This window comes from Pseudomonas sp. REB1044 (assembly GCF_038813925.1).
GTDB lineage: Bacteria > Pseudomonadota > Gammaproteobacteria > Pseudomonadales > Pseudomonadaceae > Aquipseudomonas > Aquipseudomonas boreofloridensis.
This window is the reverse complement of record NZ_CP046139.1, coordinates 2,549,460-2,564,568: the sequence shown is the minus strand read 5'-3', so window position 1 is coordinate 2,564,568 and position 15,109 is coordinate 2,549,460. Positions and strand designations below refer to the sequence as shown.

General features: G+C 64.5%; 11 protein-coding genes, 3 pseudogenes and 1 riboswitch. Of the genes and pseudogenes, 11 read left to right on the top strand and 3 right to left on the bottom strand.

Going from position 1 to position 15,109, the window contains the following annotated elements; genetic code table 11:
- Positions 1–72: 72 nt before the first annotated feature.
- Positions 73–267 (bottom strand): annotated as a pseudogene (locus tag GKC70_RS11615) (DJ-1/PfpI family protein); the annotation flags it as partial.
- 44 nt (positions 268–311) lie between these two features.
- A riboswitch (cobalamin riboswitch) is annotated at positions 312–519 on the top strand.
- Positions 520–627: 108 nt separating this feature from the next.
- Here GKC70_RS11615 and GKC70_RS11610 point away from each other — a divergent pair.
- The 3 genes and pseudogenes from GKC70_RS11610 (at position 628) to GKC70_RS11600 (ending at position 3,390) form a co-directional block, all read left to right on the top strand.
- Complete coding sequence (locus GKC70_RS11610; RefSeq protein WP_039583185.1) at positions 628–1,404, top strand: ABC transporter ATP-binding protein; 777 nt, start codon at positions 628–630, stop codon at positions 1,402–1,404.
- Positions 1,401–2,369 carry an ABC transporter substrate-binding protein gene (locus GKC70_RS11605; RefSeq protein WP_342651412.1) on the top strand — a complete coding sequence of 323 codons (969 nt, stop codon included), beginning with the start codon at positions 1,401–1,403 and terminating at the stop codon, positions 2,367–2,369. Before GKC70_RS11610 ends, GKC70_RS11605 begins: the two co-directional genes overlap by 4 nt.
- A pseudogene (locus tag GKC70_RS11600) lies at positions 2,369–3,390 on the top strand (iron ABC transporter permease). The gene GKC70_RS11605 and the pseudogene GKC70_RS11600 overlap by 1 nt, the downstream one beginning before the upstream one ends.
- A 76-nt stretch (positions 3,391–3,466) precedes the next feature.
- Here the strand turns inward: GKC70_RS11600 and GKC70_RS11595 are convergent.
- Positions 3,467–3,988 (bottom strand): acyloxyacyl hydrolase, encoded by a 522-nt coding sequence (locus GKC70_RS11595; protein ID WP_342651411.1) that lies wholly within the window; start codon positions 3,986–3,988, stop codon positions 3,467–3,469.
- 214 nt (positions 3,989–4,202) lie between these two features.
- Positions 4,203–5,075, bottom strand: coding sequence for a LysR family transcriptional regulator (locus tag GKC70_RS11590; protein ID WP_342651410.1), 873 nt, complete (start codon positions 5,073–5,075; stop codon positions 4,203–4,205).
- 117 nt (positions 5,076–5,192) lie between these two features.
- On the opposite strand from GKC70_RS11590, the pseudogene GKC70_RS11585 reads away from it, so the two are divergent.
- From GKC70_RS11585 to GKC70_RS11550, 8 genes and pseudogenes are all read left to right on the top strand, one after another.
- A pseudogene (locus GKC70_RS11585) lies at positions 5,193–6,577 on the top strand (aldehyde dehydrogenase family protein).
- Positions 6,578–6,835: 258 nt separating this feature from the next.
- On the top strand, positions 6,836–7,906 hold the full coding sequence (locus tag GKC70_RS11580) for an enoyl-CoA hydratase/isomerase family protein (RefSeq protein ID WP_342651409.1): 1,071 nt from the start codon (positions 6,836–6,838) through the stop codon (positions 7,904–7,906).
- A 15-nt stretch (positions 7,907–7,921) separates the two neighbouring features.
- On the top strand, positions 7,922–9,073 hold the full coding sequence (locus GKC70_RS11575; RefSeq protein ID WP_342651408.1) for an acyl-CoA dehydrogenase family protein: 1,152 nt from the start codon (positions 7,922–7,924) through the stop codon (positions 9,071–9,073).
- Between the two features lie 586 nt (positions 9,074–9,659).
- Positions 9,660–10,724, top strand: coding sequence for a 3-deoxy-7-phosphoheptulonate synthase (locus tag GKC70_RS11570; protein WP_342651407.1), 1,065 nt, complete (start codon positions 9,660–9,662; stop codon positions 10,722–10,724).
- A gap of 112 nt (positions 10,725–10,836) precedes the next feature.
- Complete coding sequence (locus GKC70_RS11565; protein WP_029615238.1) at positions 10,837–11,118, top strand: peptidylprolyl isomerase; 282 nt, start codon at positions 10,837–10,839, stop codon at positions 11,116–11,118.
- A gap of 46 nt (positions 11,119–11,164) precedes the next feature.
- Positions 11,165–13,006 (top strand): extracellular solute-binding protein, encoded by a 1,842-nt coding sequence (locus GKC70_RS11560; protein WP_342651509.1) that lies wholly within the window; start codon positions 11,165–11,167, stop codon positions 13,004–13,006.
- On the top strand, positions 13,003–14,061 hold the full coding sequence (gene yejB, locus GKC70_RS11555) for a microcin C ABC transporter permease YejB (RefSeq protein ID WP_295481962.1): 1,059 nt from the start codon (positions 13,003–13,005) through the stop codon (positions 14,059–14,061). The genes GKC70_RS11560 and yejB overlap by 4 nt, the downstream gene beginning before the upstream one ends.
- Positions 14,061–15,077: an ABC transporter permease gene (locus tag GKC70_RS11550; RefSeq protein WP_342651406.1), complete on the top strand. Its 1,017-nt coding sequence runs from the start codon at positions 14,061–14,063 to the stop codon at positions 15,075–15,077. Before yejB ends, GKC70_RS11550 begins: the two co-directional genes overlap by 1 nt.
- Positions 15,078–15,109: the final 32 nt, after the last annotated feature.

Genomic DNA, 15,109 nt, shown 5'->3' with positions numbered 1-15,109 from the left:
TCACCGTCTGGAGTATGCCGGACACATCCTGAAACGATTAATGAAATCTGTTCATGCAACCCCTGGCGCTGTTCAGGGGTTCTCGGTCCAGTCGAACGCCATCTGCCGGGCCGTGCGCTCGGCCAAGGCTCGGCTGTGAAGACGCTCGACCAAGTGCAGGCTCATGTCGACACCGGCACTGATGCCGGCCGAGGTGACCAAGGCGCCTTGGTCGACCCAGCGCACGCCCTCGAGCACGTCCAATGCCGGGAACATGGCCTTCAGATCCAGGCGCGCCGGATCGGTTGACGCATGGCCGACATAAATGCTCAGATGCGCCCCTTGTTTCAGGTGTCCCCGGCCGCCGCGTCGGGGATTAAACGGGAAGCCGGTGCCTCGCCCTTGGCGAGCAGTCCGGCGCTGCCCCCGCAACGGTAGGCGAGCGAGATATTCGATACACCACTGTGCCCAGGGCATGGGAAGGTGAATGTCTCAGGTTCCTCGCAAGCCCGGAGACCGGCCTGCTGCAGCTATTGGCAACTCCCGCGGCGGGCGGGCACTGGCCGGTTTTCGCGAGCGTCGGCGCGCGTCACCCGCGTGCACCTGAGCCGTAGGGGAATCTTCAATTCCGCGATGGTCGGCTCGTGCATGTCCTGCCCTACCCTGCATCTCCACGCGCTGCACTGGTCGCCTCACGGCGCGCCACGGCCATTGCTGGACAACATCGATCTGCACGTTGGTCCTGGCGAGTTCGTCGGCCTTATCGGCCCCAACGGCAGCGGCAAGACCAGCCTGCTGCGGTGTGCCTACCGCTTCAGCCGGCCCGATGCCGGCCAGGTACGACTCGAAGGTGAAGACATCTGGCAGCGCACGCCGCGCTGGGCGGCCCAGCGCATCGCCGTGATGCTGCAGGAATTTCCCGAAGACTTCGGGCTTAGCGTGCGCGACGTGGTGGCCATGGGCCGAACGCCGCACCAAGGCTGGTTCGATGGCGACGCCGATACCGCGCTGATCGACACCACGCTGGACCGCCTGGGCCTGCTGCCCCGCGCATTGGACGCCTTCACGTGCCTGTCCGGTGGTGAAAAACAACGGGTATTGCTGGCCCGCGCACTGGTGCAGCAGCCGAGGCTGCTGATCCTCGACGAGCCCACCAATCACCTGGATCCCCGCTTCCAACTGGCCCTGCTGCAACAACTGCGCGGCACCGGCCTGAGCCTGCTGGCCAGTTTCCACGACCTCAACCTGGCCGCCGCCTTCTGCGATCGGTTGTACGTGCTCGACGCCGGTCGCGTAGTGGCCCACGGCACGCCGCAGCAGGTGCTCACCGAGCAGTGCCTGGCCGAGGTCTTCGGTGTGCGCGCGCTGGTCGACTGCCACCCTTTGGCGCCCCATCCACGCATCACTTGGATCAGTCCCGCATGAAAGCGTTGTTCGCCTGCCTGGCCCTGCTGGCCGCCCTGCCCCTCGCCGCTCAGGCGGCGCCTTACCCGGTGACCGTTCGCAGTTGCGACCGCGACGTGACCTTCGATCACCCGCCGCAACGCGCGGTCAGCCATGACATCAACCTCACCGGCATGCTGCTGGCACTGGGACTGCGCGATCACATGGCCGGCTACAGCGGCATCAGCGGCTGGAAGACGCTGGATCCGAGCCTGCGCCAGGCGCTCGACGGCCTGCCGGAGCTTGCCCCGCGCTATGTCTCGGTCGAAAACCTGCTCGATGCCGACACCGACTTCTTCTTCGCCGGCTGGGCCTACGGCATGCGCATCGGCGGTCCGGTCACGCCACAGACCCTGGCGCCTTTCGATATACCGGTGTACGAGCTGAGCGAGTCCTGCTCCTGGATCATGCCTCAGCGTCACGCCAGTCTCGATGACCTTTACCGTGACCTGGACAACCTGGGACGGATTTTCGATGTCCGCGAGCGCGCCGCTGCCCTGGTGCAGCACATGCGCCAGCGCATTGAGCAGGTGGCGCAACGTACCGCCCACGCACCTCAGCGCGCGCGGGTGTTCCTCTATGACAGCGGCGAGGACCGGCCGATGACGTCCGGTCGCCTGGGAATGCCGCAGGCGCTGATCGATGCCGCGGGAGGGGACAACGTCATGGACGATCTGGCCGCCAGTTGGACCCATGTGAATTGGGAGAGTGTGGTAGAGCGCGACCCTCAGGTGATCGTCATCGTCGACTATGGCCCGACGACCTGGCAGCAGAAACGCGACTTCCTGCTCGCCCAGCCGGCGCTGGCCAGCGTCGAGGCGATCCGCAAGCAGCGCTTCGTGGTGCTGTCCTACCTGCAGGTCACGCCGTCGGTGCAAAACGCCGAGGCGATCGAGGTCTTGGCCAAGGCCCTGCATCCTGAGTTATTCGCCGAGGCCCAGCGGTGATGCCGATTCGCAACTGCGCACGCTATCGCCTGCTGATGCTGGCGCTGCTGGCCATGCTGCTGCTGTCGTGTCTGCTGTCGCTGGGCTTTGGCTCGGCCCAGGTGGCACTGGGCAAGGTGCTGGGTATCGTCCTGCACCACGTCGGCTTGGCCGAGTCGGGAGACTGGAGCCGTGGCCAGGCGCAGATCGTCTGGCAGATTCGCGCGCCACGCGTGATGTTGGGCGCGTTGGTCGGCGCAGGCCTGGCGCTGGTGGGCGGCGCACTGCAGGCGGTGACCCGCAATCCGCTGGCCGACCCGCACCTGCTGGGCGTGAGTGCCGGAGCGGTGTTCGGCGCGGTCCTGGTGGTGCTGTTTCTCGGCCCTTTTGCCGGGGTCTTCAGCTTGCCGCTGGCAGCGTTCATCGGCGCACTGGGCAGCATGCTGCTGGTGCTCGGGTAGCCAGCCGGGGCGGCCGACTGGAAAGTGATCGCTTACTGTTGGCGGGGGTCGCGGTGTCGTTCGTCGTGATGGCCACGGCCAACTTGCTGCTGTATACCGGTGATCCGCATGCCGCAGCGTCGGTGATGTTCTGGATGCTCGGCGGGCTGGGCTTGGCGCAGTGGTCGTTGCTGTGGCTGCCGGCGCTCTGCGTGCTGGCCGGGTTCGCGCTGCTGATGAGCCAGGCGCGGGCGCTCAATGCGCTGATGAGCGGCGAGCAAACCGCCGTGAGCCTGGGTTTCGATACCCGCGCGGTGCGAGCTCGGGTGTTCGTCGGCACGGCGCTGCTGACCGGAGTGCTGGTTTCGCTGTCCGGCGCCATCGGCTTCGTCGGCCTGATGCTACCGCACATGGCGCGGCGTCTGGTAGGGGCAGAGCATCGGCGGCTACTGCCCGCCTGCGCCCTGCTCGGCGCGCTGTTCATGATCTGGGTGGATGTGGGCGCGCGGACGCTGATCGCCCCGCAGGACTTGCCGATCGGCATCGCCACAGCGGCCATCGGTGGCGTGTTCTTCATCCTGCTGTTGCGGCGCAAGCACTGAGCCTGCGTGAGGAGGAAGCGGGCCGCTTGCCCGAACTGCACCGCCAACTTGACGCCGGCGGTGCAGCGCTCAGCGCTTAGAACGCGGCGCTGTAGAACAGCGCATACGACTCGATACCGTCGTTAGGCTGCTTGATACCAGCGTTGGAGTAGTGCGTAGCACGGATGCCAACCTTCTGCTGACCCGGCAGCTTCACGCCGAAGCCAATACGGTCTTCGAAGTTGAACGCTGAACCCAGCTTCTGATCGCCCACATCGGTTTTAGAGAACACGGCGACACCGACACCGGCTTCGATGAACGGCACGTAGCCCGAGTCGCCGAATTCATAGGTGAACACCGGGCTGAACGACAGCGAGTGCGCGCCGCTGTAGTCACCGCCTTCCCAGTAGGTGTAGTCGGCGTCCCAGTAACCGCTGACGTGGCCGACGCTGCTTTGCAGCCATTTCTTGTCCCAATCGAAGGACATGCCCAGGCGATAGGTCATGTCGCCCTGACTGGTGACGCCCACGGCGCCCGACACTTGGGCGGCCTGTGCCAATTGCGTACCGGCCAGCGCCAGCACTGCCACGGCCAACGAGGTGGCGAGACGGTTCTTCATCAATGACTACTCCAGGTGAACTTGACGGACAGGCAGTCGATGGTAGGCGGCCTGCGGCAATTGGGGGTGTGCCCCTCTATTCTGCGCTTGTGCCCACGACATCCCATCTGGGACACAAGTAGTAATACTTGTCCGATTATCATCACGCCAGTGTCAAGATGAAAGTTATTTGCCACCATTTTGTGAAAAAATGTTATTGAGTCATAGGTTTTGGCTATTTACACATCTCTTTACGCTCCTCAAGCAGCCGAATGAACATGCTCAAGCTTCGCGACACCGTCCCGCGACGCCACACCAGCCAGGTCCTGAGGTAGCGAAAATCCTCACACAACGGCCAGGCGCTGACGGTGCTCGCCCCAGGCATGCTGTCGAGCATGCTGCGCGGCATCAACGCCAGACCGGCCCCGGCACTGACGCAAGCAAGCATGCCGTGGTAGGACTCCATTTCATGGATTTTGCCTGGCACCGCGTGATCTTTGACGAACCAGCTTTCGAAGTGATGGCGATAAGAGCAGTTGGCGCGAAAGGCATAGATGTTCTGGCCGTTGACATCCTGGGCACGACCGATCGGCGCGTGGTTCAACGGCGCGATGACCATCATTTCCTCTTCGAAGACCGCAATGCCTTCCAACGTCGGGTGCAATACCGGGCCATCGACGAAGGCCGCCACCAGGCGTCCGGACAATACCCCTTCGAGCATGGTCCCCGACGGCCCGGTGGACAGGTCCAGGTCGACTTTCGGATAGCGCTGGTTGTAGGCCGCCAGCAGTGCCGGAATACGCACCGCCGCCGTGCTTTCCAGAGAACCCAGGGCGAAGGTGCCCTGCGGATCCTCCCCGGCGACCGTGGCGCGGGCCTCCTGTACCAAATCCAGGATACGCCGGGTGTAGTCGAGAAAATTCCAGCCCGCCGGTGACAGCCGCAATCGGCTTTTCTCGCGGATGAACAACGCCACGCCCAAGTCTTCTTCCAATTGCTTGATGCGGGTGGTCAGGTTCGACGGTACTCGATGAATCTGTTGAGCCGCTGCGCTGATGCTGCCGTGCTCGGCGACTGCCTTGAACATCTCCAGTTGCACCAGGTCCACAGCTTTTCTCCATTCGTGAATGATTCGCTCAGTATTATTCAGTTTTCATCAAATCGATACGCTTTTAGTCTGGCCACAATCGAAACGACACCGTCCAGGACAGCAAGAGGAACAGCCATGAGTGCCATTAGCAGCCTGACCCATGCCATTTCCGTCGATCCCTTCACCGGCGAGCAGATCGGCGTCTACCCGTACGACACCGAGGCCGCACTGGACGCAGCCTTGCAGCGGGCCAAGCACGGATACACTCAATGGCGCCAAGTATCGCTGGCGCAACGCAGCGCTTACCTGCGTGCTCTGGCTGAGGCCTTGCAGAGCCGTCACGAAGCCTTCGCCCAGATGATTGCCCGCGAAATCGGCAAGCCGATCGCTCAGGCGCGGGGCGAAGTGAGCAAGTGCGTCGGCCTGTGCCAGTGGTATGCCGAGCACGGTCCGGCCATGCTCACCCCTGAGGCCACGCAAGTGGAGAAGGCGCGCATCGAGTACCGTCCGCTGGGCCCGATTCTGGCGGTGATGCCCTGGAACTTCCCGATCTGGCAGGTCTTGCGCGGCGCCGTGCCGGCTTTGCTGGCGGGCAACACCTATGTGCTCAAGCATGCACCGAACGTCATGGGCAGCGCCTATCTGCTGGCTGAACTGTTCAACCTGGCGGGTCTGCCGCAGGGCGTGTTCGAAGTGATCAACGTCACCCCGACGGCGTGACCCGTGCGATCAACGACCCACGTATCGCCGCCGTGACCCTCACCGGCAGCGTGCGCGCCGGCATGGCCATCGGCGCCCAGGCCGGCGCCGCGCTGAAGAAGTGCGTGCTGGAACTCGGTGGGTCGGACCCCTTCATCGTGCTGGCCGATGCCGACCTGGACGAAGCGGTCAAGGCTGCGGTGATCGGCCGCTACCAGAACACCGGGCAAGTCTGCGCGGCGGCCAAGCGCTTCATCATCGAAGACAGCATCGTCGAGGCGTTCAGCGAGAAGTTCGTCGCCGCCACCCGCGCGCTGCAGCTCGGCAATCCGCTGGACGACGACACCTACATCGGCCCGATGGCGCGCTTCGACCTGCGCGACGAACTCGACGGGCAAGTCCAGGCCACCTTGGCCGAAGGCGCTACACTGCTGCTCGGCGGCCACAAGCTCGACGGTGCGGCGAACTTCTACGCCCCCACGGTACTCGGCGACGTCACCCCGGACATGACGGCCTTCAGGCAGGAATTGTTCGGCCCGGTGGCCGCGATCACCCGTGCTCGCGATGCGCAGCACGCGGTGGAACTGGCCAATGACAGCGATTTCGGTCTGGCTTCGACGATCTACACCGCCGATCTGGCCCTGGCCGAGCGCATGATTCCTGCGCTGGACACCGGCGCGGTGTTCATCAATGGCTATTGCGCCTCCGACCCCCGCGTGGCGTTCGGCGGTGTCAAGAAAAGCGGGTTCGGCCGTGAACTGTCGCACTTCGGCCTGCGTGAGTTCTGCAACGTACAAACCGTGTGGCTGGACCGTCACTGATTCCTGTTCGAGCGCGCGACGTCGCCACGGTGCAATGCCGCTGCGACGTCACATCATCTCCACCAGTGCGCACCTTTCAAGCAAACCATTGCCCTGCCCTTGCGGTCCTATTCAGAACCCGTCGCTGACGCAAAAATGCACCCGACTGCTGCATTTTTGTCGATTGTGCCGGGTAAATATGCATGGCAGGATCCCTCGATCCTCCAGCGTATTTCCAGACTTCACATGGAAAATCAATAACAAAGCAGGGAGAACGTGATGACCGTCCACGCTCCACTTCCGTCCACCGATCAGGTGCTGGCCGATGTCCGCAACCATATCGGCCACCTCACCCTCAACCGTCCCAGCGGCCTCAACGCCCTGACCTTGGATATGGTGCGCAGCCTCCACCAGCACCTCCAGACCTGGGCGCAAGACCCACGGATCAAGGCGGTGGTGCTACGCGGCGAAGGCCCGAAAGGCTTCTGTGCCGGCGGCGACATCCGCTCCCTGCACGACAGCTACAAGGCCGGCAGCGACCTGCACGAGCGCTTCTTCGTCGAGGAGTACGCACTCGACCTGTGCATTCACCACTACCGCAAGCCGGTCCTGGTGATCATGGACGGTTTCACCCTCGGTGGTGGCATGGGCCTGGCCCAAGGCGCCGACCTGCGCATCGTCACCGAGCGCAGCCGGCTGGGCATGCCAGAAGTCGGTATCGGTTACTTCCCGGATGTCGGCGGCAGCTACTTCCTGTCGCGCATTCCGGGTGAGCTGGGTACCTACCTGGGGGTCAGCGGCACGCAGGTTCAGGCCGCTGACGCCCTGTATTGCGGGCTGGCGGACTGGTATCTGGCCAGCGACCGGCTCAGCACCCTGGACCAGGGCCTGGACGCGTTGAATTTCGGCAGTCATCCGCTCAAGGACCTGCAAGGTCTGCTGGCCAAACTGGGCACCCAAACCCTTGAGGATGCGCCACTGGCACGCCTGCGCCCGGTGATCGATCACTACTTCGGCCAGCCCGACCTGCCCAGCATCCTCGAACAACTGCGCAGCGTGCGCATCGGTGATAGCCAGCAGTGGGCGCACGCCACCGCCGACCTGCTGGAAACTCGCTCGCCGCTGGCCATGGCGGTGACGCTGGAGATGCTGCGTCGTGGTCGCCACCGCAGCCTGGAAGACTGCTTCGCCATGGAGCTGCACCTGGACCGCCAGTGGTTCGCCCACGGCGACATCGTCGAAGGGGTGCGCGCCTTGATCGTCGACAAGGACAAGCAGCCGCGCTGGAACCCACCGACCCTCGCCGCGCTGTCCAGCCAGCGGGTCGATCAATTCTTCGAAGGCCTGTGAGCCGGGAGTCGTAGCATGCAAGACCTGGAACTGAGCGAAGAGCAGATCATGATCCGCGACATGGCCCGCGACTTCGCGCGCGGCGAGATCGCACCCCATGCACAGGCCTGGGAGAAGGCCGGCTGGATCGATGACGCCGTGGTACGCGCCATGGGCGAACTGGGCCTGCTGGGCATGGTGGTGCCCGACACCTTCGGCGGCAGCTACACCGACTACGTGGCCTACGCCCTGGCTGTCGAGGAAATCTCTGCCGGCGACGGCGCCATCGGCGCGCTGATGAGCATCCACAACTCGGTGGGCTGCGGTCCGCTGCTGGCCTATGGCACGTCCGAACAACAGCAGCAGTGGCTGCCACGCCTGGCCAGCGGCGAAGTGATCGGCTGCTTCTGCCTGACCGAGCCCCAGGCCGGCTCCGAAGCCCATAACCTGCGCACCCGCGCCGAGTTGGTCGACGGCCACTGGGTCATCGACGGGGCCAAGCAGTTCGTCAGCAACGCCAAGCGCGCCGGACTGGCCATCGTCTTCGCCGTCACCGACCCGCAGTTGGGCAAGAAGGGCCTGTCGGCCTTCCTGGTGGAGACCGACAACCCCGGCTTCAAGGTCGACCGCAGCGAACACAAGATGGGCATCCGCGCCTCCGACACCTGCGCCGTGACCCTCGACGCCTGCCGTATCCCCGAGGCCAACCTGCTGGGCGAGCGCGGCAAGGGCCTGGCCATCGCCTTGTCCAACCTCGAAGGCGGACGCATCGGCATCGCCGCCCAGGCTCTGGGCATCGCCCGCGCGGCCTTCGAAGCCGCGCTCACCTATTCGCGCGAGCGTATCCAGTTCGGCAAGCCGATCAACGAGCACCAAAGCATCGCCAACCTGTTGGCCGACATGCAGGTGCAGCTCAACGCCGCGCGGCTGCTGATCCTGCATGCAGCGCGCCTGCGCAGTGCGGGCAAACCCTGCCTGTCGGAGGCCTCGCAAGCCAAGCTGTTCGCCTCGGAAATGGCCGAACGGGTGTGCTCAATGGCGATTCAGGTGCATGGCGGGTACGGGTATCTGGAGGACTATCCGGTCGAGAAGTACTACCGGGATGCGCGAATCACCCAGATCTACGAAGGATCGAGCGAGATCCAGCGCATGCTGATCGCGCGGGAACTCAAGCACTATGCGGTCTGACAGCCCTCATCTCCGGTACTCGTTGCACACGCGGGTGCCTGAACGCCGCGTGCAATCACCCCGATAGCATTTACCGATTGAACACCGCGCAGCGCTGCAGTAAGCTCGGTTTCATTCATTGGAGAGCAACATGTCGAAACACACCTGCAATCACGCCATCACCGCCGGACGCCTCGTGCGCCCTGTGCTGGCCGTTGCCGGTCGTGACGTCGCAGCCTGCTCCTACTTTGGGTATTGGTTTAGCCACTAGGCGCCGATACCCACCCGGCGCCCACCTTCGAGGGGCCGCCGAACATGAGACTACTCAAACCCCCGGTCGGCCCCCCGACCGGGGGTTTTGCGTTTAACGGCTTCTACATTCGTTCAGCACTTCTGAGGACAACACCATGAACTACGTCAGCTATCCCTACGCCTTCCCCCACGCCTGGCGATTTAGCCATTCCCGTTCGGGCCAGCCTGCCGCCTCCGTACGGACCCTGACCGGTGGCAATGCTGCACGCAACGCTCATCCGACAACCTGTCGAACACCTCGATAGGGCCGACGGCGCGGGCCCACACCCGCCGTCCGCCCAAGGAAAACCTCGCCATGCATTCTTCGAACCTCGCCTTGCCCCTGACCCAACCCGTTGCGGCCAACGCCGCCGTCAGCCAACGCCTACCCAGCCCGCACCTGCTCAAGCAGCAGATGCCGCTCTGCAGCGAACTCGCGCAACAGGTCCATGACCATCGCCAGGCCGTGCGCGCCATTCTCGACGGCCGCGACTCACGTCTGCTGGTGGTGGTCGGCCCCTGCTCGATCCACGACCCGCGCTCAGCCCTTGAGTACGCCGACCGCCTCGCCGCCCTGAGCCGTGAGCTGAGCGACCAGTTGCTGCTGGTGATGCGCGCCTACGTCGAGAAACCACGGACCACCGTCGGCTGGAAAGGCCTGGCCTACGATCCGCACCTGGACGGGAGCGACGACATGCATGCCGGCATCGCCCTGTCGCGGGGCTTGATGCTGGGCATGCTCGAACGCGGTCTGCCGATTGCCACCGAACTGTTGCAGCCCATGGCTGCCGGCTACTTCGACGACCTGCTGAGCTGGGCTGCCATCGGCGCGCGCACCACCGAGTCGCAGATTCACCGGGAGATGGTCAGTGGCCTGGAACTGCCAGTCGGTTTCAAGAACGGCACCGATGGCGGCATAGCCGTCGCCACCGACGCCATGCGCAGTGCCGTCGCGGGTCATCGTCATTTCGGCATGGACGCGCAGGGTCATCCCGCGATCATCGAGACCTTCGGCAATCCGGATACGCACCTGGTACTGCGTGGTGGGCATAAAGGCCCGAACTACGACGCCGACAGCCTTGCACTGGCCCGACAAGGCCTGGCCAAGGCCGGTTTGCAGGCTCGGATCATGGTCGATTGCAGCCACGCTAACAGCGGCAAGGACCCAGCGCGTCAGCCGGCGGTATTCGAGGACGTCCTGGATCAACGCCTGGCCGGCGACACCTCGATCATCGGCGTGATGATCGAGGGGCATCTGTTCGAGGGTTGCCAGGCATTGGGCAAAGGCGCCTTGAAGTACGGGGTGTCGATCACCGATGGCTGCCTGGGTTGGGACAGCACCGCCGAGCTGCTGCGCGATGCAGCCCGGCGACTGTCTTGAGATCGCCCGACGCACGCATGCCGGAGCAGTTGTCGCTAGACTCGGCGGGCGCAGACACATGCCCAAGCTTTGCTGTAGGCTTGTATCTTCATTCATCCAAGGAATTCCTGTCATGGCACGTGCCACCGCCCGTCACATCCTCGTCAGCACCGAAGACAAGTGCAACGAACTCAAAGCCCAGATCGAAGCCGGTGCCGACTTCGGCGAAATTGCCAAGGCCAACTCCAGCTGCCCCTCCAGCCGCCAGGGCGGCGACCTAGGCTCGTTCGGCCCCGGTCAGATGGTCAAGGAATTCGATACCGTGGTGTTCAGCGCGCCGGTCAACACCGTGCAAGGTCCGGTGAAAACCCAGTTCGGCTATCACCTGCTGGAAGTGACCAGCCGCCAGGACTGACCCGCTCTTGTTCGCCCGCCCCTGCAGTGCCCTTGTGGGAGCGGGCATCGCCTGCCCCCGTCTGGCCGTGTTGCTGGTCGGGGCGTGGCTGAGCACCGCCAGCCTCGCCGCACCCTCGCACGCGTTGACCGTCTACGACGAACCGCCTCGCTACCGCGCCGACTTCCCACACTTCGATTACGTTGACCCGGACGCGCCCAAGGGCGGCAGCCTGCGCCGCTCGGCACTCGAAATCGGCCAGTACGACCATGTTTTGCCCTTCATCGATGAAGGAACCGGGGTCAGTCAAGTCGATGGCTGGCTCTATGCACCCTTGGCCGTGCGCTCGCTGGATGAGCCGTACACCGTCTATGGACTGATCGCCCGACGCATGGAGCGCGGCCCTGACGATGCCTGGCTACGGGTGGAGATCGATCCCCGCGCGACCTTTGCCGACGGCAAGCCGGTGCGCGCCGAAGACGTGCGCTTCACCTTCGAGCTGCTGATGAGCAAAGGCAGCCTCAAGTACCGCACCCAGTTCGCCGACGTGACCGCCGTCAGCGTCGAAGGTCCGCGCAGCGTGCGTTTCGATTTTCGCCAACCTCACGGTCGAACCCTGGCACTGGACCTGGCCAGCCTGCCGGTGCTGCCTGAACATGACTGGAAGACCCGCGACTTCGCCCACGGTGGCGGTTTCGATACACCGCTGGGCAGCGGCCCCTACCGCATCGCGCGCCTGGACAATGGCCGCAGCATCACCTTCGAGCGCGATCCCAACTGGTGGGCCCGCGATCTGCCCGTCAACCGCGGACGCTACAACTTCCAGCGCATTCGCGTGGAGTACTTCGGCGACACCGAGGTGGCCCGCCAAGTGCTCAAAGGCGGCGGTTACGACTACAACCGCGAGTTTTCCGCCACCGGGTATACCCAAGGCTACAACGGTGCCGCGCTGGCCGACGGTCGCCTGCAGCGCGCGCAATTAGGGCCGGACAAACCGCAAAGCGCCCAAGGCTTCGTGTTCAACCTGTCCAGGCCGATGTTCGCCGACCGCCGTGTGCGCCAGGCCCTGGCCCTGCTCTGGGATTTCGAGTGGAGCAACCGGCAGATGATGCGCAACCTCTACATCCGCCAGCAGAGCCTGTTCTCCAATACGCCCTTGGCCGCCCGCGAACTGCCCGATGTCGAAGAACTGAAGATCCTCGAACCCTTGCGCGGGCAGATCCCCGACCACGTGTTCACCCAGGTGTTCAAGGCACCGGTGACCAATGGCTCGGGCATCATCCGCCCGCAACAGTTGCACGCGCTGCAACTGCTGCAAGCCGCTGGCTGGCGCCCCGAGGGTGATCGCCTGGTCGATGCCGAGGGCACGCCGTTGAGTTTTACCTTCCTCAACGGCCAGGCCGGCCTGGAGCGCCTGCTGCTGCCATGGAAGCGCAACCTGGCGCAGATCGGCATCGAGATGAACATCCGCAACGTGGACTCGGCCCAGTACATCAACCGGCTCATGGCGCGCGACTACGACATGGTCATCACCGGCTATCCCGTCACCCTGTCGCCTGGGGCCGAGCAGTACAACTACTTCGGCTCCGCCGCCGCCCACGACCCCGGCTCGAACAACCTCATGGTGCTCCAGGATCCTGCCGTGGACCGGCTACTCGACGGCCTGGTCCACGCCTCGACCCAGGCCGACATGCAGCGCTACGCCCATGCGCTGGATCGGGTGCTGCAATGGAATTATTACTGGATCCCCAACTACTACCCGCCGGGAAGCTCCACCGTCTGGTGGAATCGCTTCGGGCTGCCCAAGGTGCAGGCCAGGTATGACGAGGGGCTGGACACCTGGTGGGAGGTCAGCCCGACTGCGCTGACCGAAGCGCAGATGGCCGAGCGCTTGAAGGCGGCACCATGACCGGCTATCTGCTGCGGCGTCTGCTGCTGATCGTGCCCACGCTGCTGGCGATCCTGCTGGTGAATTTCGCCATCGTCCAGGCCGCCCCCGGCGGGCCTGTGGAACAGGCCGTGGCCCGCCTGCAGGGCATCGGTGGCGGCGCGCCGGGGGCACGTGTCGAAGCGCTTCAAGGCCAGTCTCGCGCCAGCCGGGGCCTGGACCCGAAGATGATCGAGCAGATCAAACACCAGTACGGCTTCGACAAGAGTGCCCCCGAGCGGCTCTGGCTGATGCTCGGCCAGTACGCCAGGCTCGACTTCGGCCACAGCTTCTTTCGCGGCGCCAAGGTCACCGACCTGATCCTCGACAAGCTGCCAGTCACCCTGTCGCTGGGCCTGTGGGCCACGCTCATTACCTACCTGGTGTCGATCCCACTGGGCATTGCCAAGGCCGTGCGCCATGGCAGCCGCTTCGACGCCTGGAGCAGTGTGCTGATCGTGGTCGGCTACGCCCTGCCCTCGTTTCTGTTCGCCCTGCTGCTGATCGTCCTGTTCGCCGGCGGCACCTCGCTGAACTGGTTTCCCGTGCGCGGGCTGGTCTCCGAAGATTTCGACCAACTGAGCCTGCTGGGCAAAGTCGCCGATTATTTCTGGCATCTGGTACTGCCGGTCGGCGCCCTGGTGATCGGCGGTTTCGCCACCCTGACGCTGCTGACCAAGAATGCGTTTCTCGAGGAGATTTCCCGGCACTACGTGGTCACTGCAAGGGCCAAGGGCTTGAGCGAGCGCCGGGTGCTGTACGGCCATGTGCTGCGCAATGCCCTGCTGCTGGTGGTGGCCGGCGTGCCGCAGGCCTTGATCAGCGTGTTCTTCGCCGGCTCCCTGCTGATCGAAGTGATCTTCTCCCTCGACGGCCTCGGGCGCCTGAGTTACGACGCGGCAGTGTCCCGGGATTATCCGGTGGTGTTCGGCACTTTGTTCATCTTCACCTTGGGTGGCCTGCTGATTCGCCTGATCGGCGACCTCTGCTACACGCTGCTCGACCCGCGGATTGACTTCGACGCGAGGGCGCACTGATGCTGTCGCCTATCGCCCGACGTCGCCTGCAACGTTTTCGCCGTAACCGCCTGGGCTGGGCGTCGCTGTGGCTGTTCGGCGCGATCCTGCTGCTGAGCCTGGGCGCCGAACTGGTCGCCAACGACAAACCACTGCTGCTCAGCTATCAGGGCGAGCTCTACAGTCCGGCACTCAAACGCTACACCGAGCAGCAGTTCGGCGGTGAACTGCCCTTCCAGCCCGATTACCGCAGCACCTACGTGCGCCGGCTGATCGAAGCCCAAGGCGGATGGATGCTGTTCGCCCCCATCCCCTTCAGCGCCGATACGCCCAACTACGACCTGGAGGTGCCCACGCCCAGTGCACCGAGCACGGTGAACTGGCTGGGGACCGACGACCAGGGCCGCGACGTGCTCGCCCGGGTACTGTACGGCACCCGGGTGTCGCTGCTGTTTGCCTTCGCGCTGACGCTGCTCAGCGTGCTGATCGGCGTCAGCGCCGGGGCCTTGCAGGGCTACCACGGGGGTTGGGTCGACCTGCTCGGCCAGCGACTGCTGGAGGTCTGGTCGGGGATGCCCGTGCTGTACCTGCTGATCATCCTTTCCGGCTTCGTCGAACCGGACTTCTGGTGGCTGCTGGGCATCCTGGCGCTGTTTTCCTGGCTCACGCTGGTGGATGTGGTGCGCGCCGAATTTCTCCGCGGCCGCAGCCTGGAATACGTCAAGGCCGCCCGCGCCCTGGGCCTGAGCGACACCCAGGTGATGCTCAGGCACATCCTGCCCAATGCCCTGAACGCGACGCTGACCTATATTCCCTTCATGCTCACCGGTGCCATCACCACCCTTACCGCCCTGGACTTCCTCGGCTTCGGCATGCCCGCCGGCAGCGCCTCCTTGGGCGAGTTGGTAACCCAGGGTAAGCAGCACCTGGAGGCGCCGTGGCTGGGCTTCACGGCATTCTTCGCACTGGCGACGATCCTTTCGCTGCTGGTGTTCATCGGCGATGCACTGCGCGAGGCATTCGACCCGCGACGCTGACCCGGTCCCTGTTCATCCGTTCGCTACCAGGA

Bases quoted from the DNA above. Each gene is read 5' to 3' on its own strand.
- GKC70_RS11575 (WP_342651408.1), top strand. From the start codon at position 7,922: ATGCAAGACCTGGAACTGAGCGAAGAGCAGATCATGATCCGCGACATG.
- GKC70_RS11570 (WP_342651407.1), top strand. From the start codon at position 9,660: ATGCATTCTTCGAACCTCGCCTTGCCCCTGACCCAACCCGTTGCGGCC.
- GKC70_RS11610 (WP_039583185.1), top strand. From the start codon at position 628: ATGTCCTGCCCTACCCTGCATCTCCACGCGCTGCACTGGTCGCCTCAC.
- GKC70_RS11565 (WP_029615238.1), top strand. From the start codon at position 10,837: ATGGCACGTGCCACCGCCCGTCACATCCTCGTCAGCACCGAAGACAAG.
- GKC70_RS11550 (WP_342651406.1), top strand. From the start codon at position 14,061: ATGCTGTCGCCTATCGCCCGACGTCGCCTGCAACGTTTTCGCCGTAAC.
- GKC70_RS11595 (WP_342651411.1), bottom strand. From the start codon at position 3,988: ATGAAGAACCGTCTCGCCACCTCGTTGGCCGTGGCAGTGCTGGCGCTG.
- GKC70_RS11605 (WP_342651412.1), top strand. From the start codon at position 1,401: ATGAAAGCGTTGTTCGCCTGCCTGGCCCTGCTGGCCGCCCTGCCCCTC.
- GKC70_RS11580 (WP_342651409.1), top strand. From the start codon at position 6,836: ATGACCGTCCACGCTCCACTTCCGTCCACCGATCAGGTGCTGGCCGAT.
- yejB (WP_295481962.1), top strand. From the start codon at position 13,003: ATGACCGGCTATCTGCTGCGGCGTCTGCTGCTGATCGTGCCCACGCTG.